This window comes from Flavobacterium cerinum, assembly GCF_004028155.1.
GTDB lineage: Bacteria > Bacteroidota > Bacteroidia > Flavobacteriales > Flavobacteriaceae > Flavobacterium > Flavobacterium cerinum.
This window is the reverse complement of the sequence record NZ_SBII01000008.1, coordinates 41,945-63,104: the sequence shown is the minus strand read 5'-3', so window position 1 is coordinate 63,104 and position 21,160 is coordinate 41,945. Positions and strand designations below refer to the sequence as shown.

Here is a 21,160-nt window from a genome sequence, read left to right as displayed (position 1 = left end):
GGTTTTTTTAAAAATGATTGTTAAACTGTGTTAAAACTACCTAAATTATTGTAAGGCAAAATGTTAATAAAATCTTAATATGATTAATTTTGTCATTTATTTCCTGCTTTCCTTAGTGTTTAAAGGGGGTTTCGTAATTTAACATTTATAATGTATTTTGTTGTATTTGTAACACAATAGTTAATATTTGAATAAATTTGTCAGAAAGCCTTTATTAATAAGGGGTTTTGGTATTTAAAAAAAGAATATTGTTAATGTTGCGTGGTAGAGATGTTTTCTAACAAAATATAAAGCAGATAATGCATTAAGTTTAAAAACCTTAACAATTTCGAAAAACTAAGATGTTATAGAATATGTAGGAAAAGCTAAAACAGTTCAAAACTGCTTCAGCAAATAATTTAAGCTTAGATAGATATTGTGATTTATAAAAAAGGATATATAAATTGCTTTTTTAAGACTTATTTTAACGCCAAGTCATATGTTTACTGGGTATTCTGAGAGATTGCCTTTAGTTATAAGGTGTGCAGAATTTATAAGTAGGTAAATTTGTAAACAATTGATAATCTTCAAAAGAAGTGATATAGCATATAATTAGTAGTTTAAGTTTTATTACAATAAAAAAAGGAACGCCATAAGCGTCCCTTTTCAATTTAAGTTATTTAAAAATTATTCTTTAATTATTGCTTTTTGAGCTACAGATACTCCGTCTTCTCTCATTACGACAATGTATTGTCCTGCAGCATATCTGCCTAGGTTTACAGTCCATTTGCCTTCTTGAGCTTCAGGTGTGTGTGTTTCAAGTAACACGCCCATTAAGCTGTAAATTTCGATAGATCTGCTCATTGCTTTTTCGTTAGCAAAAATATAAGTAAGACCTGTTACATCGCTAGATGGGTTTGGTGCAACAACCAGGCTGTTTAATTTAGCCATAGCATCCACATTATCTACAGTACTATCAGGATTAATTATTCCCTGTGGTTTTGAATCACATCTAGGGAATACAAATTTCTCTCTGGTTCTGCAAAGAACACCGTCTTCAAGTGTTGTAGTTAATATTATTTCCATACTTGTACCACCAACATATCCTGTAGGGATAAAGTCAAGATCAAATCCAGAGCCTCCAGGAGGTACAGTTACAACAGATGGTATAAATATACCCTGACCAGGGCCAGCGCCAACTGTAACATCAATTGGGTATCCATAAGGATTATCAATATAAAGATGAACTAAGAAATGACAGAAAGGTTTAGTATCTGCTTTAACGTCCTTAAGGTCCATTTTAAGTTCGCATCTGCAATCAGTAACCTTAACTTCCATGTTCTCTGTCTCTTTGTAACAAATACCATTCAGTAAGCCCATTTGGTAAGTTCCAGACTGAGAAATTGTGTAATTAGGTACTGAATTAACTCCGCCTTGATCCATTGAGAAGTCTTTTAGCCAGATCCATTTTCCAAATATTGCCTGAGGTGCAGGTCCAAGAATCTCAACTGCTCCCTCTCCTGTTTTTGAATTCATACAGAATTCATAACATCCTTTAGGGAATATCCAGAAATATTCTTCAGGATCTTTAGGTACATCAAACTGATTTGTAGATGTACATCCACCAGGGTTTGTAAAGGTTACCATGAATGGGCCTCCTTTGTTTACAGTAATGTCAGATCCTGTACCACCATTACTCCATGTATATGTTCCAGGAGTTCCGGCATCAGCATTAAGCTTAACGGTATAAGGATTACATTTCACTACAGTGTAAGTAAGCTGAGGAGACTGTGGTAAGCTGTAAGCCGTAACCAGATAGTTGGCTGAGCTAATGCAATATCCTCCAGATCCGTCCGGTACTCTTACTTCTACAGTAAATGTAGATGTTCCAGGTGTTGGGATAGAGTAATTAAGTAGTGCAGAGCTGCTCCATGTAGCAATCTGTGAACCGTTGCGTAACCATCTGTATTGAAGATTACCTGCTCCGGCATAACCAGATAGTTTAAACGATTGGTTAACGCATACACCGTCAGGTCCTGTTATTGCAGGATCCGGGCTCATAATAAATTTAGCCGGTGTAGTAGGGATTGGTTTAATACAACCAATACTGTTTCCAACAGTTACCCAGTAACTTCCAGAGCTGGTAACCTGTATTGAAGGTGTGCCAGTCGCAATTACAGTTTGGTCTTTCATCCATGTATATGTAGATGGAGCAGTACCTGTGCTGTTATATGTAATTATAATTGGGTCACCTTCACAATTTGGAGATGTTGAAGTAAGGTTACCATTAAGCTGGTTTGGAGCTACATTTACATTAACAGAACTTGTGCTAGAACATCCATAGATGTTAGATACTGTTAGAGAAACAGTTTTAGTACCTGATGAACCGTATACTTTTACAGGTTGTGGCTGAAGGTTAGATGAGCCATCACCAAAGTTCCAGTTGTAATATAAGCCTGGCACTACTCCTGCTGTAGGAGATAATTGGAAACCAGTGCCATCACATGTTGTACTTGGGCTTGTAATTGCCGAATTAGGCATTGCCGGTAGGTTTACAGATGCGAAATCTGAACATGTAAGGAATCCAGATCTGCCCAAAGTAATTCCAAGATTATAATTTCCCGGAGGTACAGTTACAGTATATGAAGTAGCTGTAGGAGCAACAGTATACTGGTTAAGACCTATAGTAAATATTTTACTTGTTGGTGGTGTGTTTGGATAATAATTTGAGTTATCCGTAACAGTGATCGTATAGGAACCCGAAGAACTACATGATACCGAATAATTAATTTTTGGTATATAAGGTATGATCTGAGAATCAATTCTGGATACTCTACATGGCTGGTTGTTTACATCCATATAAATAGCTTCATAAATAATAGTATAGTTACCCGCTTTTTGGTAGCTGAATGAAGCTGAGTTTTGAGAGTAAGTTACTACTGTAGCTTCTGGGCCTGCACTCCATCCAAAAGATACCGGAGCCGGGGTTGTAACTGAAGTTGCTGCAACTACATTACATCCTCCCTGAGTAGCATCCATAGTGACAGATGGAGCTGGGTTAATAATACATCCAGGAGATCCGCCGCAATCGTTTATTACGCGTATAGTATTTGTATACTGACCGCATCCGTTAGGATTTTCAACCCATGCGCGGTAATCTCCAAAGCCTGTTACTGGCAGGTTGTAATTATTTGGACCGGAAGATAAAATAGTATTTCCATTGTACCATGTAATAAGTGCTGTACCCGCAAGACCACTCTGTATAGTTACAGTAAGGGTGAAAGGAGTTACAGTGTTACAGAATATACGATGTGTATCGGGAGTTATAAGTGCAACTGGTGCAGGGTTAACAGTTATTGATTTCACTGCTGTAGCCGGAGTAATACAGCCGTTAGGGTTTTCAACTACAACAGTTATAGTATAAGTTGTGCTTATTGCTACATTGCTATATTGGTGTGGAGGAAGTGGCTGACCTACCGGTAAAGTAACCGTTGGTGTTCCATCTCCAAAATTCCATGTTACAGTTCCGCTTGTTAGGGCAGGAGATATAGTTGGAGTAACATTAACATCAGGGCATACTGAAGTAGGAACATTTGTTATACTGATTGCAGGGCTAAGTATAACGTTTACAGGTAGACTTGTTGTGTGCCATACATTACATTTACGAACTTTAAGAACAACCTGAGTATTAGGTACAACAAGCTGATTCCATAAGATACCTACGCTGCTTGTTCCATTACCGGTTGCAACGCTACCAGCAGTTGCCGGTGATACACTCCATTCGTAAACTTCACCTTCAGAGTATGCAACAGAATATCCGTTTACTGAACTCGCACAAACAGGGTTTACAGGAGTAGTAATATTTAGTGTTACAACATGTTCCGTAACAATTTTAGTTGTTTTAGCTGAGATACAGTGAGGTTCTGCAGTATTTTCACGCCATACTCTTACGCCATAAGATGCAAAGCCTGGAGTAAATTCTACAGTGACAGCTTCTCCATAGTTTGAGCCGCTTATTGTTCCATTTATTGCTTCCCATACAAGTACGGTGCCTGGAACTGTATTAGTAAGTCTGTATTCTACAGGTGATGCTGTACATACTTTTGCAGGGCCCACAATGTCATTTACAGTTGGAGCAGCCGGTATAGGGTCAACTCTTATAATAAATGGTTCTGATGGCGGGCAAAAATCATTGCCAGTAACACTTAAAGTATATTTTCCGGGAACATTAAACAAGTATGAAAAACTATTTCCAGGAAAAGTAACTGTTGAATTATTTGGTTTTTTTAAAGTCCATGTCCCAACATAGCCATTATTTACACTATATGTTTGTGTTGTGTTTTGGCAAACTTCTATTGGTCCCGAAATAATACCCATGGCTTTAACACGGATTTTATATTCTGCAAACCCACCACATTTCAGCATTGAGTTTCGGTAAGTACATCTTAGTGTTATATCACCTTCTGTACCTGTCGTAACAATTACTTCGTTACGTTGGTCAGTATTCATAATAGTGGCGCCAGTTCCATTAGATACTATGCTCCATACAAAATCTGTAGTAGGCCATTGTGGTAATTTATACCTGTATTGTGTATTAGCACACACTATGCTTTCTCCAACTATTTTAGTTTTAGAGGTTACTACAGGAACTTTTATTGCGATTTGTGCACATCTAAGGCCACACTCGTTTCCATCATAAATAACATATCCAAAACCGGTTGAATCTACATTATCCCATCTAACAGTTATTGTAGCTCCATAAGGCATAGGTGAAAGAATTGTTCCTCCTTCTACTTTCCAGTTATTATGTCCGTCACATTTTTTTGCAACTTCTTCCGGTATACTGTAATCATCTGTTCCGTTTTCACACACTACAGAGTTACATGTAATAGGGTAAGCTTTCGTATCAAGTATGTTAATTTCCATCTCATACGTCCTGCTGCAGTTACACTCATTAGTTACAGTTAATATAACTGTTTTTTTTCCAGGTTTTGTATAAATATGTGTTGGTTCAAATTCTGAAGAATATGTTTTGTCTCCAAAGTCCCAGAAATAAGAAATTATTTGTGATCCGCCATTAGCACTTGAGGTATTTGTAAAGTATATTGTCTCTTCAAGACAAAATTCTTTCTGCCCCGGCACTATCACAAAATTTGGTTTTGGTCCGGTTATTATTTCCAGGCACATTTCTTTAGTGCGTGGTCCGTTAGGAGTTGTAACAGTTACCGATACAAATCCAAACCCTGAGCTTCCCCAGTTTACAAGGCATGAAGTTCCGTTGTTTGGCCCTGAAATAGTACCTCCGGTAACGGTCCATACGGTTGGCCAAGCACTATTGGAATTGTTTACTGTGTAGGTAGCGCTGCTGTTTTCGCATACTCTAACACAGTTTCCGCTACCAATGTCTTCATTAAAATCTTCTTTTTCGCGTGGTTTGTAAACCTGGCATCCAGATTCTTTGTCCCACGTGAGGGTAATGTTTTGGGCGTTGAGGTTGTTAAACATCATCAGCCAGAATAAACAGCCCAGGACAAACTTGAGCCGCTTTCTTCGTTGCGTAAGGTGTCTTTTCATAATTGGTTGGTTTTTTTAAAAGTGATTGTTAAACTTTCTTAAAACTACCTAATTTATTGTGAGACAAAATGTTAAAAATATCTTAACAAAATTAATCTTACTAATTTATATCCGAAACCATCAGTGTTCATAAGTGTTTTTTAAATATAACATTTTAACTATTTTTTGTTGTATATAAAACATTGTAGTTAACAATTAGATAAATGTGTTAAAAATCCTTTAAAAATGCTATTTTTTTTATTTAAAAATAGAATATTGTTAATGTTGTGCTGTAGAAATGTTTTTTAACAAAATATAAAGTAGATAATGTATTAAATTTAAAATCATTATCCACTTCGGATAATCAAGATGCTATAGTATGAAGGAGAAAATAAAACAGTTATGGGCTTATTTTGCTAGACCTCGCAAGTGGCTGCGCATAACATTACGAATCATTTTGGTGTTTTTTGCACTGGTTATTGCTGCCTATGTGGGGCTTGCCTGGTATATTAATACCCATAAAAAAGAAGTTCAGGCTAATTTGCTCAAAGAACTTAATGGCGGACTTACAGGTATACTTACTGTAGGAAATATGGAACCTACTTTTCTAAAAGGGTTTCCTCAGGTGTCATTACGTCTTGAGAAAATTGTACTACGCGACAGTCTCTATCAAAAGCATGGTCATACACTGTTAACCGCTGAAGAACTTAATGTTACGGTAAATACGCTGGCGCTGATTAGAGGAACTATCGAAATTCAAAAAATGAACATAAGCAATGCCGCTATAGATATGTTTACAACTGTAGACGGCTATAGCAATACTGCTGTATTTAAAGAAAAGAAATCCCAGCCGGAAAGCGAGGGTAATGGCAGTTTTCCGCAATTGCGAAAATTGTCCCTAAATAATGTGAGCCTTGCGATAGATAACCGTCAGAGGAATAAACTGTTTAAGTTTAATGTAGAAGAACTCGATGGAATTATTGATTACAAATGGTCTGACTGGACTGCCGATGTTAGTTTAAGAACTGTTGTACACAGTATGGCATTCAATACACAGCATGGTAGTTTTATTAAAGAGAAAAAGATAGAAGGTAATTTTGATATTTCGTACACTAAAAACAAGGGATTCATTGTTTTTGAACCTAATAATCTGGATATAGGCGGAGAAGATTTTGTAATAGGTGCTAAGTTTCAAGTGGCGGATAATTCGTCCGATTTTACGATTAATATCTCTAACGAAAAGATCATGTGGCGCAATGCTGCCCATTTACTATCGGCAAATATATCTTCTAAGCTGGATATGTTTGCTCTTAGCCAGCCTATTAGTGTAAAGTGCGATCTTATTGGTGACTTTAACGAAGAAGGCGATCCTTTTATTCATGTTCTGGCAAAAATTCGTGATAATGAGCTTAACACGCCGGGAGGTTTGGTAAGTCAATGTAATTTTGACGGGGAGTTTACCAATAACCATGTTAAGGGTAAAGGGCTCAATGATGCTAACTCGGCAATAAAACTCTTTGGTTTTAATGGTGTGTATGCAGGACTACCTTTTGAGATGAAAAAGATATTTATCCTCGATCTTGAAAAACCTATCGCTGTGGGGAACTTTACATCAACATTTGATGTTGCCCAGCTAAAGAATATTATAGACAAAGACCTGCTTACTTTTTCTAAAGGTACTGCTGATGTTAAGCTTGATTTTACTGCTGATATTGTAGACTTCAAATTGGCAAAGCCAATGATAAAAGGCGTAGTAAATGTAAAAAATGCTGATGTGAGCTATGTGCCGCGTAAGCTCGATTTTAAAGATGTATCACTGGCGCTAACTTTTACACGTGACAATCTTAATATTAGCAAGATTGTTTTAAAAAGCGGAAAGAGCCTGGTAAATATGGAGGGGAATATTGAGAATTTTTTGAACCTGTATTATACAGATCCTCATAAAATAGTGCTAACATGGCAGATTCATAGTCCGCAATTGCATTTAGGGGAATTTCTTGGTTTTTTAGGGAGCAGACAGATAGCTAAGACAAAGCGTAAAAAAGCCAAAGGCAATTTTACCGACGAGATAAATGACCTTTTCGAGAAAAGCAATGTAGATATGAAACTTAGGGTAGATAAGCTCTACTACAACAGGTTTTTAGCGACCAATGTAAAGGCCGATATATTGCTTACAGATGCTAAAATAGTATTGAAAAATGCAGGACTCCAGCACGGTGGAGGTACATTACTGCTAAATGGGAATTTAGTGCCTAAGGGTAAGCTGAACCAGTTTAATCTTGATGCTGTGGTAAACAATGTAGACATCAATAAATTCTTTTATGCCTTTAAAAATTTTGGTATGGAAACCTTACAATCTAAAAACCTTTCGGGGTTGGTGAGTTCTAAGGCTGATATTTCAGGCACTATAACTGATGCCGGTGTCTTAGTGCCAAAATCAATATACGGGAATGTGTCTTTTGGAGTAAAAAAAGGAAAGCTGCTCAATTTCGATCCCGTACGCAATGTAGGTAAGTTTGCTTTTCCGTTTCGGGACATGAATACTATTGAATTCTATAACCTTAATGGAAAGTTTGATATTAAAGGCGAAAAAGTAACTATATGGCCAATGCAGATCAATTCTAGTATCTTAAATATGGATGTGCAGGGTATTTACTCTTTTGGGAAAGGGACACAAATTTATATTGATGTGCCCTTGCGTAATCCTAAAAAAGATAAAGATATTATAGATAAAGAAGAACTTGCCAAACGACGTAATCGCGGTATCGTTGTACACCTTACTGCCGAAGATGATAAAGATGGTAATGTAAAGATGAAAATTGGTGGTAAAAAAGATTGAGCCTTATTATCCGTGTATGGCTTCAGATTTACCATAGCTCTGGATAAGCTGTCCTTCATATTCAAGCCATTCAGCCCAGCGTTTATCTACATCCACATCTTCTGCATATTTTCGGGCAAGGCCTAAAAAGGTAGTATAGTGCGTAGCTTCAGACACCATGAGGTCATAATAGAATTTTGCCAGTTCAGGGTCTTTCAGGTTTCGTGACAACACTTTAAAGCGTTCACAGCTCCTTGCTTCGATCATTGCTGAAAAAAGCAGCCTGTCTACAAATGAAGTATTACGGCTGAGATCTTTTCTGGCAAATTTTAAGAGCTGGTTAACGTAATCATCTTTTCTTTCTCTACCCAGCGTATAGCCGCGCTGTTTTATAATAGCAACAACCTGCCTGAAATGTTCCAGCTCTTCTGCAGCAATTTCCAACATTTTCTCTACCACTTCCATGTGTTCAGAGTTATTGGTGACCAGGTAAATGGCATTGGTGGCTGCTTTTTGCTCGCACCATGCATGGTCAGTAAGGATTTCTTCCAGATTAGATTCGGCTATATTCGCCCAGCGAGGGTCGGTTAAAAGTTTGAGTCCCAGCATAAAATTAATTTATAGGAGCAAAAATAAGTAATTTGAAGATTTATGGCTTGATAATTTGAAGATTATGTTTGCTTGAATAAGGATTTCATCTTCCAAGCATTGCATTTTTAAAGATAATTATTGTTTCTCATTTAGGTATTTCCAATACCGTTTTGGCACATGCTGTATGTGAAGCTTCATGTTTTTACGGGCAGGGATATTAGTGCTGTTAAAATAATCTTTCCATAATATAGAGGCCAGTTCTTCTTTAGGATCAGTCAATTCTATAGGCAGGATAACTTTTTTAATATCAATTTCAGATATAAACTCATAGGTAATTTCCTGTACGCTCTTGAGGTCATAAAACAGGCCGTACTTCCTTTTAAGGTCATAAATAATCCATCTTTGGTCGGTATATCGGTTTTTAAAGAAAGAAGCTATAAGCGGCAGTACATTAAAGTCGGGGTCAACGGGGCAGTAGTAAATGTTGTCGCCTGTTTGCTGAAACCGAATAAAAGCTTTCATCCTGTGCTTTTCACGATTCACCTTTTTGTCCATCTTGGAGATCGCTATAACATGTGGGTTACCAAAATTGGCTTCGGCTCCTGCCGGATTATCAAAAATATAACGGGCAAAGTCAAGTAGATCCTGAAATGTTTGCGGATCTTCAGATAAATAAGCTTTGTAAAAACGGGTGCGCCATTCCGGACTCAGCTTTTTCTTTAGGCCATCCCAAACACGTTTGGCTTTAAATTCGTCATTTACTATTTCCAGTGCCTCATCAAGTATAGACGGCTGGTATAATTTATCCCATACCAACTCCACGGCTTTTTCTTTCCGGTCATAGAACTCGAAGATCGCGGTAAGAAGCCCTTCAAAAGAACCGTTGAAAATATAAGTGGTCATGGGTATTTATAATTTAAAATAACGACAGCTGGTTTTGCGGTACTTTTAAATACTTACTGCTGCTTTCTGTAAGAATAATGCTCTTTAAATGTGGTGCATCGGGCTCATTGAGTATAATAGGACTGTCGGCACAACGGATAAAATGTTTTGCCCTGTTATACGATATTCCTATTTTTTTAAGCTGATCGCTTCGCAGTTTACCAAATTTGCGGGCCTGGACTATTTTTTGTGCAGAGTTTACGCCTATGCCCGGCACACGCAGGATCATGTGATAATCGGCGGTATTTATGTCTACGGGAAACTGCTCGAGGTTGCGCAATGCCCAGCTTAGCTTAGGGTCGATATCAGTATCCAGATGCGGATTGTTAGTGTTGAGGAGTTCTTTTACATTAAAGCCATAAAAACGCATAAGCCAATCTGTTTGATACAATCTGTTTTCACGCAATAAAGGTGGCTGGCTGCCAATTACCGGCATACGACTATCGTGGCTTATAGGGATGTAACCGGAATAGTATACGCGCTTAAGCGAAAAGTTTTTATAATACTCGTCTGCGCTGTACATGATTTCCATATCAGTTTCGGGCGTAGCGCCAATAACCATTTGCGTACTTTGGCCTGCAGGCACAAATTTTGGAATGCTCTTTATAAGTCCGGTCTTTTTCTCGTCTTTAAATTTAGCTATAGTGTCTTTTATAAAACCCAGCGGCATCTTTACATCGTCGTGTGATTTTTCGGGAGCCAGAAGCTTTAGTCCCATTTCGGTAGGCATTTCAAGGTTAATGCTCATCCTGTCGGCATAAAGGCCGGCTTCGGTAAGCAGTTCCTGGCTGGCTCCGGGGATGGTCTTTAAATGGATGTATCCATTAAAACGCTCTTCAAGACGAAGCCTTTTAGCAATGCGAACCAGGCGTTCCATGGTAAAATCGGCATTTTTAAAAATACCCGAGCTCAGAAATAATCCTTCAATATAATTACGTCTGTAAAAGCTCATGGTAAGCTCTACGACTTCGTCTACAGTAAATGCGGCGCGTTTAACATCGTTGCTCTTTCGCGATACGCAAAAGGCACAGTCATACACGCAATGATTGGTAAGTAATATTTTTAGAAGCGATACACAGCGGCCGTCTTCGGTATAGGTGTGGCAAATACCGCTGGCACTGCTGTCGCCAATGCCTTTGTTGTCATTTTTGCGGTTGCCTCCGCTGGAAGAACAGGATACATCATACTTTGCTGCATCTGCAAGGATGCTTAGCTTCTCTCTAATCCGGTCATACATTTTTGCCTCCTTTTTCTACAAAAATAATCAAATACCACACCCGTAAAAAGCAGGAAATTGTTAAAAAGGAAAAGGTTATAAACAATTTAACGTTAGGGCTTAAGCAGTAAATTTATTATATAAGTAAAGTCGCTCAAAAATAAAAAAGCCTCTCGTGGAGTGAGAGGCTTTTAGTGATTTTTAATTGCGTAATCCGTGCAGTCTTGCAACATATTTTCCTACTACATCAAACTCAAGGTTTACTATGGTCCCGGCTTTTATGCTTTTAAAATTGGTATGCTCAAAAGTATATGGAATAATAGCCACGCTAAATTCATTGTCTTTAGAGTTTACAACTGTTAAGCTTACGCCGTTTACCGTTATAGAACCTTTTTCTATAGTAATGTTACTTGGTCCTTTATCATATTCAAAAGTAAAATACCAGCTTCCGTTAGCATTTTCAACACTCTTGCAAATTCCGGTTTGGTCTACGTGTCCCTGTACAATGTGTCCGTCAAGACGGTCGCCCAGTTTCATGGCGCGCTCTAAATTTACAATACCGCCCTGTGCCCAGCCTTTAAGATTGGTCTTGTCCAGTGTCTCTTTTATGGCGGTAACAGTATAAGTGTCGTTCTCGAGTGCTACTACGGTAAGACATACGCCATCGTGCGATACACTCTGGTCAATTTTAAGTTCGTTAGTAATAGCAGAGCTGATAGTTATGTTAATATTGTCGTTATCTTTTGCTATTTGGGTAATGGTTCCCTGTGTTTCAATAATTCCTGTAAACATGCTGATTTATTTTACTAAATTTGTCCCTCCAAAAGTACAATAAAACGGTATCATGACAAAAAAGGCAGAAAATGTAATTGTAGGTATATCTATAGGCGATCTTAATGGTATAGGTAGTGAGGTTATTCTTAAAACTTTTGAGGATACCCGCATGCTCGAATTTTGCACGCCCGTTATCTTTGGTAATGTAAAAGTGCTTTCTTTTATAAAGAAAACGATGGATCTAAGCTGTAACCTTCATGGTATAGATCAATTAGATCAGATGGTAGTGGGAAAAATAAACGTGCTTAACATTTGGAAAGAAAGTGTAAACGTCGATTTTGGTAAAAATGACGAAACTATTGGCAAGTATGCTGTGAAATCGTTTACAGAAGCGGTAGCTGCACTAAAAGACAAAAAAATAGATGTGCTGGTAACGGCGCCTATCAATAAATACAACATACAGTCGGAAGATTTTAAATTCCCGGGGCATACAGATTATCTTGATCAGGAACTGCAGGGCGATGCGCTTATGCTAATGGTTCAGGATAAACTTAGAGTAGGTTTGTTTACAGACCATATTCCGGTAAATGAAGTTTCGGCACATTTAACAGAAGCTTTGATCCGTAAAAAACTGCTTACTATAAATAAAACCCTTAAACAGGATTTTGGATTGAGTAAGCCGAAAATTGCAGTTTTAGGTGTTAATCCACATAGTGGAGATGGCGGTGTAATAGGTACGGAAGATGATAAAGTGGTAAAACCGGCACTAAAAAAACTTTTTGAAGAAGGAGTTTATGTTTTTGGACCGTTTTCGGCAGATAGTTTTTTTGGCAGCGGCCAATATGAAAAATATGATGCTGTTATAGCTGCATATCATGACCAGGGACTTATACCTTTTAAAACCCTTGCTTTTGGCGGCGGAGTTAACTATACTGCGGGTCTTGAGGGAATAAGAACGTCTCCGGATCATGGAACAGCTTATGATATTGCAGGAAAAGGCATTGCCGATTTTAATTCTTTTAAAGAAGCAGTTTATCTTGCATTAGACATATTTCAGGCTAGGGAGGAGTATAATGAGCTCACAAAAAACCCGCTGAAAATCAAAGAAAAACAGTTGTAAACAAAAAAATGTTGATAACCGTTTTGGAATTGCAATAATTTTTTATCTTTGCACGCTCAAAACTGTTGTAACGAAATGAGTTTCGGTAATTTAAGACCGCGGTTATTTTGTTAAAATGTAAAAAACCGACTGGAAATGAAAGCGAACAAAGAATTTTTGATTCCGTTTGTAGGGTTAAAGTTAGGGAAGCACCAGTTTGAGTTTGAGATTAATAAAACGTTCTTTGATGACTTTGAATTTGATGATTATAATGATGTCAATATCAAAGTGAATTTAGTTTTGGATAAAAAAAGCACAATGCTCGAACTAACGTTTAAGCATAAAGGTACGGTAAACGTGCCTTGCGATACTACCAATGAGGATTTTGACCTGCCTGTAAAAGGTAATTTGGTTCTTATTGTAAAGTTTGGTGATGCTTTTAATAACGACAACGACGAAATGCTGGTTTTGCCGCATGGTGACTACCAGGTAGACATATCTCAATATATATATGAGATGATTGTGTTGTCTGTCCCTTCAAAACGAATACATCCTGGAGTTAAAGACGGTACTATTGCCGTTGATATATTAGACAAACTTAACGAGTTGGCTCCTAAACAGGAAGAGAAGAAACAGAAGAAAGAAGAAACGAAAGAGAATACAGATCCCCGTTGGGACGAATTAAAGAAACTATTAACGGATAAATAATATAGTAAAATGGCACATCCTAAGAGAAAGACCTCGAAAACCAGAAGAGATAAGAGAAGAACACATTATAAAGCATCTGTTCCTCAAATTGCTACATGTCCTGTAACAGGAGAAGCACATTTATACCACAGAGCTTACTGGCATGAAGGCAAAATGTACTACAGAGGCCAGGTTGTAATAGACAAAGCGGAAGCTGTAGCATAATTGCAGTATAGAAATAGGGTAAAACTCTCACAGCGTGAGAGTTTTTTTGTTAAATACCTATTATTTTAAATTAACGGCGCTTATTACAACTCAATTTGTTTTTTTGTTGTAATTTCCACCACTTTTCAAATTCCTCACCTGAATTGAAAAATTTATCCTATGAGTAAAATAACAGCCGCCATTACAGCAGTAGGGGGATACGTTCCGGATTTTGTATTATCAAACAAAGTTTTGGAAACGATGGTAGACACTAACGACGAGTGGATTACATCCCGAACTGGTATTAAAGAAAGGCGCATTCTTAAAGATAAAGATAAAGGAACTTCCTTTTTAGCTATAAAAGCAGCCGAAGACTTACTTCAAAAGTCGGGCACAAACCCAGCAGAAATCGATATGGTATTGCTGGCAACTACAACACCGGATATGCCTGTAGCAGCAACAGCTGTTTATGTGGCCTCTAAAATTGGTGCTGTTAATGCATTTGCTTATGACCTTCAGGCAGCGTGCTCAAGTTTTTTATACGGCATGAGTACCGCGGCAGCCTATATACAGTCCGGACGTTACAAAAAAATATTAGTAATAGGAGCAGATAAAATGTCTTCTATTATAGATTATACAGACAGGGCAACGTGCATCATCTTTGGAGATGGCGCAGGAGCGGCACTTTTTGAGCCAAACCACGAAGGACTTGGTTTACAGGACGAAATTTTAAGAAGCGACGGTATTGGCCGTGAGTATCTTAAGATAGATGCCGGAGGATCGTTACTACCTGCTTCTCACGAAACAGTAGATAACCGTCAGCATTATGTTTTCCAGGATGGTAAAACGGTATTTAAATATGCAGTTTCTAACATGGCAGACATAAGCGATAAGATTATGCAGAAAAATAACCTTACTCATGACGATGTAAATTACCTGATTTCGCACCAGGCAAACCGTAGAATTATTGATGCAACAGCATCGAGAATGAAACTGGACGAAGCTAAAGTGCTGGTAAACATAGAGAAGTATGGTAATACTACATCGGCAACACTGCCTTTACTGCTTTACGATTTTGAACATTTGTTTAAGAAAGGAGATAACCTTATTTTTGCTTCCTTTGGGGGCGGATTTACATGGGGATCTATTTACCTTAAATGGGCTTACGATAAAAAATAAAACAAACTAAAAAAAATAACGGAAATCATGGATATTAGAGAGATTCAAAACCTAATCAAGTTTGTAGCAAAATCCGGAGCTACAGAAGTTAAGTTGGAGATGGATGATATTAAGATCACCATCAAAACTACAGATGCTGCGTCTTCTGAAACAACAACTTATGTTCAACACGTTCCACAGCAAATGCAAATGCAGCAAGCTCCACAGCAACAGGCAATCGCGCCTTCTGCACCGGTAGCGGCAGCACCAGCAGCTGATGAAAATGCTAAATACATTACTATCAAGTCGCCAATCATTGGTACACTTTACAGAAAACCGTCTCCGGACAAACCTGTATTTGTAGAAGTAGGAAGCACAATCTCTAAAGGAGATGTAGTTTGTGTTATCGAAGCTATGAAATTATTCAACGAAATTGAATCTGAGATTTCAGGTAAAATCGTTAAGGTTTTAGTTGATGATGCTTCTCCGGTAGAATTCGATCAGCCATTATTCTTAGTAGATCCATCATAAGGAAATTTTAAATACTAAATTTTGAGTGGAGAATTTTCGACATTCAAAAGGATTTAAAATCTATAATTCAAAATTTAAAAATTTTCGGAACGATGTTTAAAAAAATATTAATTGCAAACAGGGGAGAAATTGCACTTCGTGTAATAAGAACCTGTAGGGAGATGGGAATTAAAACCGTAGCGGTTTATTCTACTGCCGATGCCGAAAGCCTTCACGTGAAGTTTGCAGATGAAGCAGTTTGTATAGGGCCACCGCCAAGCAACCTGTCTTATCTTAAGATATCTAATATTATAGCTGCTGCAGAGATTACCAATGCAGACGCTATTCACCCGGGTTACGGGTTTTTATCAGAAAACGCTAAGTTTTCTAAAATATGCCAGGAGCACGGCATTAAGTTTATTGGTGCTTCGCCAGAGATGATCGACAAAATGGGTGACAAAGCTTCGGCTAAAGCAACCATGAAGGCAGCAGGTGTGCCATGTGTACCTGGATCTGACGGATTGTTAGAATCATTCGAGCAAACACAACAATTGGCTAAAGAATTTGGTTACCCAGTAATGCTTAAAGCTACTGCCGGTGGTGGTGGTAAAGGTATGAGAGCTGTGTGGAAAGAAGATGAACTTCTTAAAGCATGGGAAAGTGCACGTCAGGAAGCTGCTGCATCTTTTGGTAACGATGGTATGTACATGGAAAAACTTATCGAAGAGCCACGCCATATCGAAATTCAGGTTGTAGGTGATTCTTTTGGTAAAGCATGTCACCTTTCTGAAAGGGACTGTTCTGTACAAAGACGCCACCAGAAACTTACTGAAGAAACACCTTCTCCTTTCATGACAGACGAACTTCGTCAGCAAATGGGTGATGCTGCTGTTAAAGCTGCAGAATTCATTAAATATGAAGGTGCCGGTACAGTTGAGTTTCTTGTAGACAAGCACAGAAATTTCTACTTCATGGAAATGAATACACGTATACAGGTAGAGCACCCTATTACCGAGCAGGTAATTGACTATGACCTTATACGCGAGCAAATACTTGTTGCTGCAGGTGTGCCAATTTCTGGTAAAAACTACCTTCCGCAATTGCATTCTATCGAATGTCGTATTAATGCTGAGGATCCTTACAATGACTTTAGGCCATCACCGGGTAAAATTACTACCCTGCATATGCCAGGAGGACATGGTGTAAGACTGGATACTCACGTATACTCTGGCTACACTATTCCGCCAAACTATGACTCTATGATCGCTAAGCTTATTACCACTGCACAAACAAGGGAAGAAGCTATTAATAAAATGAAGCGTGCATTAGATGAGTTTGTGATCGAAGGTATTAAAACAACAATCCCTTTCCACAGACAGCTGATGGATGAGCCGGATTATGTTGCCGGTAACTACACTACAAAATTCATGGAATCTTTTAAAATGAAAGATCCTGCATAATACAAAAAGCCCTGCTGAAAAGCGGGGCTTTTTTATGCCTAAAAGTTTAATGTGCCCAGGCACAACCGTAACCAATTTCTATTATATTTGTGACCTTATAACCTGAAAAGGCTATACTATTAACTATAATAATCACGTTAACTAATAAAAATCAAAAATATGTTCAAAGCGGTAACATCAATGGTAAAAGGAATTGTAGGCGCAATTGCATTATTACTAGTAACTACAACAGCGGCAATGGCCCAGGATAAGCTTGCAGAAGGCGCTAAAACAGTAACTACAGAGATGAAAACTCAGTTGGTTTTAAATGATGGTCAATATTCTCAGGTACTTGATGTGAATCGTGCTTACCTTAAAAAGGTGAAAGAAAACAATGAATCGGGTGCTTCTTCAGTAGCTAAAGCAAAAAAAATGCAGGCATTGAACGAAGAAAAAGATACAAAACTAAAATCTGTACTTACAGAAGTTCAGTATAAAAAATATGCTGCAGGAAGAGCAGAGAACATAAAAAAGCTAAAAGCATTTTTGTAATAGTTTATTATAGAATAGAAAGCCCTGCTGAAAAGCGGGGCTTTTTTTTATTATTTTGGTCCAGGATAAAATCAGTCTATGAAAAAGATACTCTTACTTTTCGTGTTTGTTTCCTTTTATTCCTGCCAACAGAAAACAGCAGGGACTAAAGGATCAGATGTTGAAACATCTTTAAAGGATTCGTTGAATTCGGCATTGAAGGAGGTTTACAAGGAAGGTAATTTTAATGGTTTTGGCGTGGCAATTGCAAATCAGGATGGTGTGTTGTACAACGAAGGTATAGGATATGCTAATGCCGAAAGAAAAGAAAAATATACGCGAAATACACTTCAGCCGATAGCTTCTATTTCTAAAACATTTATTGGTATCGCACTAATGAAAGCACAGGAAATGGGGAAGTTAAAACTTGATGATCCTATAAGTAAATACCTGCCTTTTAAAGTGGTTAACCCAGCCTTTCCGGATGTGCCCATTACGATAAGGCATTTGGCAACGCATACTTCTTCTATTACTGATACCGATTTTTACCTGCAAAAAGCGTGGGTATTGATGGATAATGTTCCGGTTAACGGTAAGTTCGATTATCCTCAGCAATTCAATTTGCCATCTTCAAAAATTGCAATGGAAGTATTCCTGAGAAAGATTTTAGTAAATGGAGAAGAATGGTATAGTAAAGATGGATTTGTTAAGCACAAACCGGGCGCTTATTACGAGTATTCTAACATCGGGGCTACATTGGCTGCTTTTGTCATAGAAAAGGCTGCAGGTGAGTGTTATGACATGTTTACGGCTAAATATATTATTAAGCCGCTCCGCATGGATAGCTCCGGATGGAGTTATAAGGATATTGATGTTTCGAAGCGTTCAATGCTGTATGAAATGCCCGGTAAGGTATTGCCGTTTTATGAACTCATCACTTATCCTGATGGAGGGTTTATTACTTCGGCAGAAGATATGGGAAAATACCTGTGTGAACTGATCAAAGGGTTTGATGGTAAGGGAACATTGTTGGAAAAAGAAAGTTATAAGGAACTGTTTAAACAACAGCTCGATAAAAATAATTTTAGCGAACGCAACGAACAGAACCCATACAACGAGGAATACAATACAGGACTTTTTATGGGCTTTAGCTATAAAGGATATGTAGGCCATACCGGAGGCGATGCCGGAGTTGTATCGATGCTGTTTTTTGATCCAAAAACAAAAACCGGACGTTTTTTAATGATCAATACAAGTTTTTCTACAAAAGCGGGTAACGATCAATTTTACCGGATTTGGGATATATTAGGCGATTATAGCAAGAAACTGTCTGTTGGAAATAAAAAGCCTTAATAGCTTCATTATTAGTGTGTATGTTCTGTGTAGTTGATAGGTCAAACATTTTTTAGCTAAGCCACTTAGGGTTTTCCTTTTAATAACTGTTTATAGATTATTAAAAAGGATTTAAAAAAAATTACTGCGCTATGGAAATGGATATAATGCCGGTATTTAATAATTGTTACGGAAAAGTGTTTGATGATAAAGTCATTTTAGCTTCTCCGTTACGTGAAAATCATGTTGCTTTAGATTCAATATCAAAATTAAAGCTGGTTGCACGATTCAATTTAGATTCGGTGTTATGGGTGTTCATATCTGTATCCTTTTTTTTGATGGTATATCATGAAAGAAATTTTCATGGTTGGATATACTCGGTAGTTTTTGGAATAAGTATTGTTTTTACTATACTTTCCTTAGTCATGGTAGAGAAAAGCCATCATATTATGCTGTTAATGAATGATGGTTCTAAAAAGAAAATTGCTGTATCTAAGAATAAGAAAAAAGATGCCGAGAAATTTGTAGCGATAGCTATGAAAAAATGTGGCAGATAAAATTTTTGTTAGTTAAAAAAAAGCCTCACATTGTGAGGCTTTTTTGTGTATTGATTATTCGTTTTTAGAATTTTTCTGCTGCTGCTTTTTTCCAGAAATAAGAGAGTCTTTCAGGGACTGTATCTTCATTCAGCAAACATCCTTTTGTGAGTTCAGGATAGGTTTCCATAAAGGTCTGGATTCGTGTGCTGTCAAGGCGCATACTTACTATAGATCTGTCTACTTCATCAGGGTGTTTTATTCCTGCCGATGCCATAAGTTCCATGGCACTTTTTACGGTTTCATGCTGGAAGCGGAATACACGGACGCTTTTTTCTTCGGGTACGAGTCCTTTAACCAATTTTGGATTTTGAGTGGCAACACCGGTAGGGCAGGTGTTAGTATGGCATTCCAGCGCCTGTATGCAACCTAAGGCAAACATCATTCCTCTGGCAGAGTTGCACAAATCGGCACCAATGGCAAGTGTCTTTATAATATCAAAACCGGTTACGATCTTTCCGCTGCAAATAATTTTTATTTCTTCGCGTATACCAAAACCTACCAGTGAGTCGTGTACAAAAGCCAGTGCATCACGAAGCGGCATACCTACGTGATCTGAATATTCCAGTGGTGCTGCTCCTGTACCTCCCTCACCTCCATCTACGGTAATAAAATCGAGATAGGTTTGGGTTTGTACCATTGCTTTACAAATGGACAGGAATTCTGATTTATTGCCAATACATATTTTTATACCAATTGGTTTTCCGCCAGATCCTTTTCGAAGTGTTCTTACAAATTCCATTAATTCTAATGGTGTTGTAAAAGCAGAGTGATAAGATGGGGAGATGATATCTTTACCTCTCTCTACCAAACGGATAGCAGCAATTTCATCGGTTACTTTTTCTTTTGGTAAAATACCACCATGACCAGGTTTTGCTCCCTGCGAAAACTTTATTTCTATCATTTTCACGTTGTCTAATATGGCTCTTTTTACGTATTCATCATATAGAAAATGCCCGTTGTTGTCGCGGCAGCTAAAGTATCCGGTTCCAATATTCCAAACTACGTCGCCGCCTTCCTGCAGGTGATAGGGAGATAATCCGCCTTCGCCGGTGTTATGGTAAAAACCACCTTGTTTTGCTCCTGAGTTTAAAGCAATAATGGCATTTTTACTTAGTGAGCCGTAGCTCATGGCGCTAATATTAAAAAGACTGGCATTATATGGGCGTTCACATTGCTGTGAGCCTATTTTTATTTTAGGATTAAAATCGATATCCGTTAGAGGAAGTGCTCTTATGCTGTGGTTTATCCACTTGTAACCTGGTTCATATACATTAAGCTGTGTGCCAAATGGAGTGGTGTCAGTTTCTTTTTTACTGCGTTGGTATACCAAGCTTCTTTGCAGGCGGTTAAAAGGTTTTCCGGCTAAATCGGTTTCAATGAAATACTGGCGTATCTCAGGGCCAATTGATTCGAGTAGATAACGTAACCGGCCTAATAATGGGAAATTTCGGCGAATGGTTTTTTTGGACTGAAACATATCATAAAAACCCATTACGATTAACGGAACGAAAATTAAAAGCAAAAAGATGGATTTCCAGTTAATGTAAGTAAGAAGCGCAATAATGGCTAAAGATGTAATGCTGAAAATGACAAATACTTTTCTCATACCAGGCAAATTGTATTATGCTTTCAATAATTGAAAGCGGTTAGTTTTGTTTTATTCGTAAAAAGGAAAGACCTATTCTAACAAATATACTAAGTATTTAGTAAGGGTTTCCTTGGAAAGAG

The 21,160-nt window shown here is 37.8% G+C and carries 16 protein-coding genes; 10 read left to right on the top strand and 6 right to left on the bottom strand.

Annotated elements, in window-relative coordinates:
* Positions 1 to 666: 666 nt before the first annotated feature.
* Positions 667 to 5,553 (bottom strand): PKD domain-containing protein, encoded by a 4,887-nt coding sequence (locus EPI11_RS11585; RefSeq protein WP_128390138.1) that lies wholly within the window; start codon positions 5,551 to 5,553, stop codon positions 667 to 669.
* Between the two features lie 358 nt (positions 5,554 to 5,911).
* Here EPI11_RS11585 and EPI11_RS11580 point away from each other — a divergent pair, with 358 nt between their 5' ends.
* Positions 5,912 to 8,371 carry an AsmA family protein gene (locus EPI11_RS11580; protein WP_128390137.1) on the top strand — a complete coding sequence of 820 codons (2,460 nt, stop codon included), beginning with the start codon at positions 5,912 to 5,914 and terminating at the stop codon, positions 8,369 to 8,371.
* A 6-nt stretch (positions 8,372 to 8,377) separates the two neighbouring features.
* Here EPI11_RS11580 and miaE read toward each other — a convergent pair whose 3' ends face one another.
* From miaE to EPI11_RS11560, 4 genes are all read right to left on the bottom strand, one after another.
* Positions 8,378 to 8,959, bottom strand: a complete 582-nt coding sequence (miaE, locus tag EPI11_RS11575; protein ID WP_128390136.1) for a tRNA-(ms[2]io[6]A)-hydroxylase — start codon at positions 8,957 to 8,959, stop codon at positions 8,378 to 8,380.
* A 117-nt stretch (positions 8,960 to 9,076) separates the two neighbouring features.
* Positions 9,077 to 9,844 (bottom strand): TIGR03915 family putative DNA repair protein, encoded by a 768-nt coding sequence (locus EPI11_RS11570; RefSeq protein WP_128390135.1) that lies wholly within the window; start codon positions 9,842 to 9,844, stop codon positions 9,077 to 9,079.
* A gap of 13 nt (positions 9,845 to 9,857) precedes the next feature.
* A complete protein-coding gene (locus tag EPI11_RS11565) occupies positions 9,858 to 11,120 on the bottom strand; it encodes a putative DNA modification/repair radical SAM protein (protein ID WP_128390134.1) in 1,263 nt (420 codons plus the stop codon).
* Between the two features lie 180 nt (positions 11,121 to 11,300).
* On the bottom strand, positions 11,301 to 11,891 hold the full coding sequence (locus tag EPI11_RS11560; protein ID WP_128390133.1) for a riboflavin synthase: 591 nt from the start codon (positions 11,889 to 11,891) through the stop codon (positions 11,301 to 11,303).
* Between the two features lie 52 nt (positions 11,892 to 11,943).
* On the opposite strand from EPI11_RS11560, the gene pdxA reads away from it, so the two are divergent.
* The 9 genes from pdxA (at position 11,944) to EPI11_RS11515 (ending at position 19,390) form a co-directional block, all read left to right on the top strand.
* Positions 11,944 to 12,993, top strand: coding sequence for a 4-hydroxythreonine-4-phosphate dehydrogenase PdxA (pdxA, locus tag EPI11_RS11555; RefSeq protein ID WP_128390132.1), 1,050 nt, complete (start codon positions 11,944 to 11,946; stop codon positions 12,991 to 12,993).
* A gap of 135 nt (positions 12,994 to 13,128) precedes the next feature.
* A complete protein-coding gene (locus EPI11_RS11550; protein WP_128390131.1) occupies positions 13,129 to 13,680 on the top strand; it encodes a YceD family protein in 552 nt (183 codons plus the stop codon).
* A gap of 9 nt (positions 13,681 to 13,689) precedes the next feature.
* Positions 13,690 to 13,884, top strand: a complete 195-nt coding sequence (rpmF, locus tag EPI11_RS11545; RefSeq protein WP_026993360.1) for a 50S ribosomal protein L32 — start codon at positions 13,690 to 13,692, stop codon at positions 13,882 to 13,884.
* A gap of 159 nt (positions 13,885 to 14,043) precedes the next feature.
* Positions 14,044 to 15,042, top strand: coding sequence for a beta-ketoacyl-ACP synthase III (locus EPI11_RS11540; protein WP_128390130.1), 999 nt, complete (start codon positions 14,044 to 14,046; stop codon positions 15,040 to 15,042).
* A 27-nt stretch (positions 15,043 to 15,069) separates the two neighbouring features.
* Positions 15,070 to 15,552 carry an acetyl-CoA carboxylase biotin carboxyl carrier protein gene (accB, locus tag EPI11_RS11535; RefSeq protein WP_128390129.1) on the top strand — a complete coding sequence of 161 codons (483 nt, stop codon included), beginning with the start codon at positions 15,070 to 15,072 and terminating at the stop codon, positions 15,550 to 15,552.
* Between the two features lie 92 nt (positions 15,553 to 15,644).
* Positions 15,645 to 16,991 (top strand): acetyl-CoA carboxylase biotin carboxylase subunit, encoded by a 1,347-nt coding sequence (accC, locus tag EPI11_RS11530; RefSeq protein WP_128390128.1) that lies wholly within the window; start codon positions 15,645 to 15,647, stop codon positions 16,989 to 16,991.
* Between the two features lie 159 nt (positions 16,992 to 17,150).
* The gene (locus tag EPI11_RS11525) at positions 17,151 to 17,522 is read left to right on the top strand and encodes a hypothetical protein (RefSeq protein ID WP_128390127.1); all 372 of its coding nucleotides are present in this window, start codon (positions 17,151 to 17,153) and stop codon (positions 17,520 to 17,522) included.
* 78 nt (positions 17,523 to 17,600) lie between these two features.
* Positions 17,601 to 18,854, top strand: a complete 1,254-nt coding sequence (locus EPI11_RS11520; protein WP_128390126.1) for a serine hydrolase domain-containing protein — start codon at positions 17,601 to 17,603, stop codon at positions 18,852 to 18,854.
* A 131-nt stretch (positions 18,855 to 18,985) separates the two neighbouring features.
* Positions 18,986 to 19,390 carry a hypothetical protein gene (locus EPI11_RS11515; protein ID WP_128390125.1) on the top strand — a complete coding sequence of 135 codons (405 nt, stop codon included), beginning with the start codon at positions 18,986 to 18,988 and terminating at the stop codon, positions 19,388 to 19,390.
* Between the two features lie 64 nt (positions 19,391 to 19,454).
* On the opposite strand, the gene EPI11_RS11510 is transcribed toward EPI11_RS11515, so the two are convergent.
* Complete coding sequence (locus EPI11_RS11510; RefSeq protein WP_128390124.1) at positions 19,455 to 21,038, bottom strand: FMN-binding glutamate synthase family protein; 1,584 nt, start codon at positions 21,036 to 21,038, stop codon at positions 19,455 to 19,457.
* Positions 21,039 to 21,160 lie beyond the last annotated feature (122 nt).

Coding starts and splice junctions, on each gene's coding strand:
- accB (WP_128390129.1), top strand. CDS start 15,070: ATGGATATTAGAGAGATTCAAAACCTAATCAAGTTTGTAGCAAAATCC.
- miaE (WP_128390136.1), bottom strand. CDS start 8,959: ATGCTGGGACTCAAACTTTTAACCGACCCTCGCTGGGCGAATATAGCC.
- EPI11_RS11525 (WP_128390127.1), top strand. CDS start 17,151: ATGTTCAAAGCGGTAACATCAATGGTAAAAGGAATTGTAGGCGCAATT.
- EPI11_RS11560 (WP_128390133.1), bottom strand. CDS start 11,891: ATGTTTACAGGAATTATTGAAACACAGGGAACCATTACCCAAATAGCA.
- EPI11_RS11515 (WP_128390125.1), top strand. CDS start 18,986: ATGGAAATGGATATAATGCCGGTATTTAATAATTGTTACGGAAAAGTG.
- EPI11_RS11570 (WP_128390135.1), bottom strand. CDS start 9,844: ATGACCACTTATATTTTCAACGGTTCTTTTGAAGGGCTTCTTACCGCG.
- EPI11_RS11510 (WP_128390124.1), bottom strand. CDS start 21,038: ATGAGAAAAGTATTTGTCATTTTCAGCATTACATCTTTAGCCATTATT.
- EPI11_RS11585 (WP_128390138.1), bottom strand. CDS start 5,553: ATGAAAAGACACCTTACGCAACGAAGAAAGCGGCTCAAGTTTGTCCTG.
- EPI11_RS11540 (WP_128390130.1), top strand. CDS start 14,044: ATGAGTAAAATAACAGCCGCCATTACAGCAGTAGGGGGATACGTTCCG.
- EPI11_RS11580 (WP_128390137.1), top strand. CDS start 5,912: ATGAAGGAGAAAATAAAACAGTTATGGGCTTATTTTGCTAGACCTCGC.
- EPI11_RS11550 (WP_128390131.1), top strand. CDS start 13,129: ATGAAAGCGAACAAAGAATTTTTGATTCCGTTTGTAGGGTTAAAGTTA.
- EPI11_RS11565 (WP_128390134.1), bottom strand. CDS start 11,120: ATGTATGACCGGATTAGAGAGAAGCTAAGCATCCTTGCAGATGCAGCA.
- pdxA (WP_128390132.1), top strand. CDS start 11,944: ATGACAAAAAAGGCAGAAAATGTAATTGTAGGTATATCTATAGGCGAT.
- rpmF (WP_026993360.1), top strand. CDS start 13,690: ATGGCACATCCTAAGAGAAAGACCTCGAAAACCAGAAGAGATAAGAGA.
- EPI11_RS11520 (WP_128390126.1), top strand. CDS start 17,601: ATGAAAAAGATACTCTTACTTTTCGTGTTTGTTTCCTTTTATTCCTGC.
- accC (WP_128390128.1), top strand. CDS start 15,645: ATGTTTAAAAAAATATTAATTGCAAACAGGGGAGAAATTGCACTTCGT.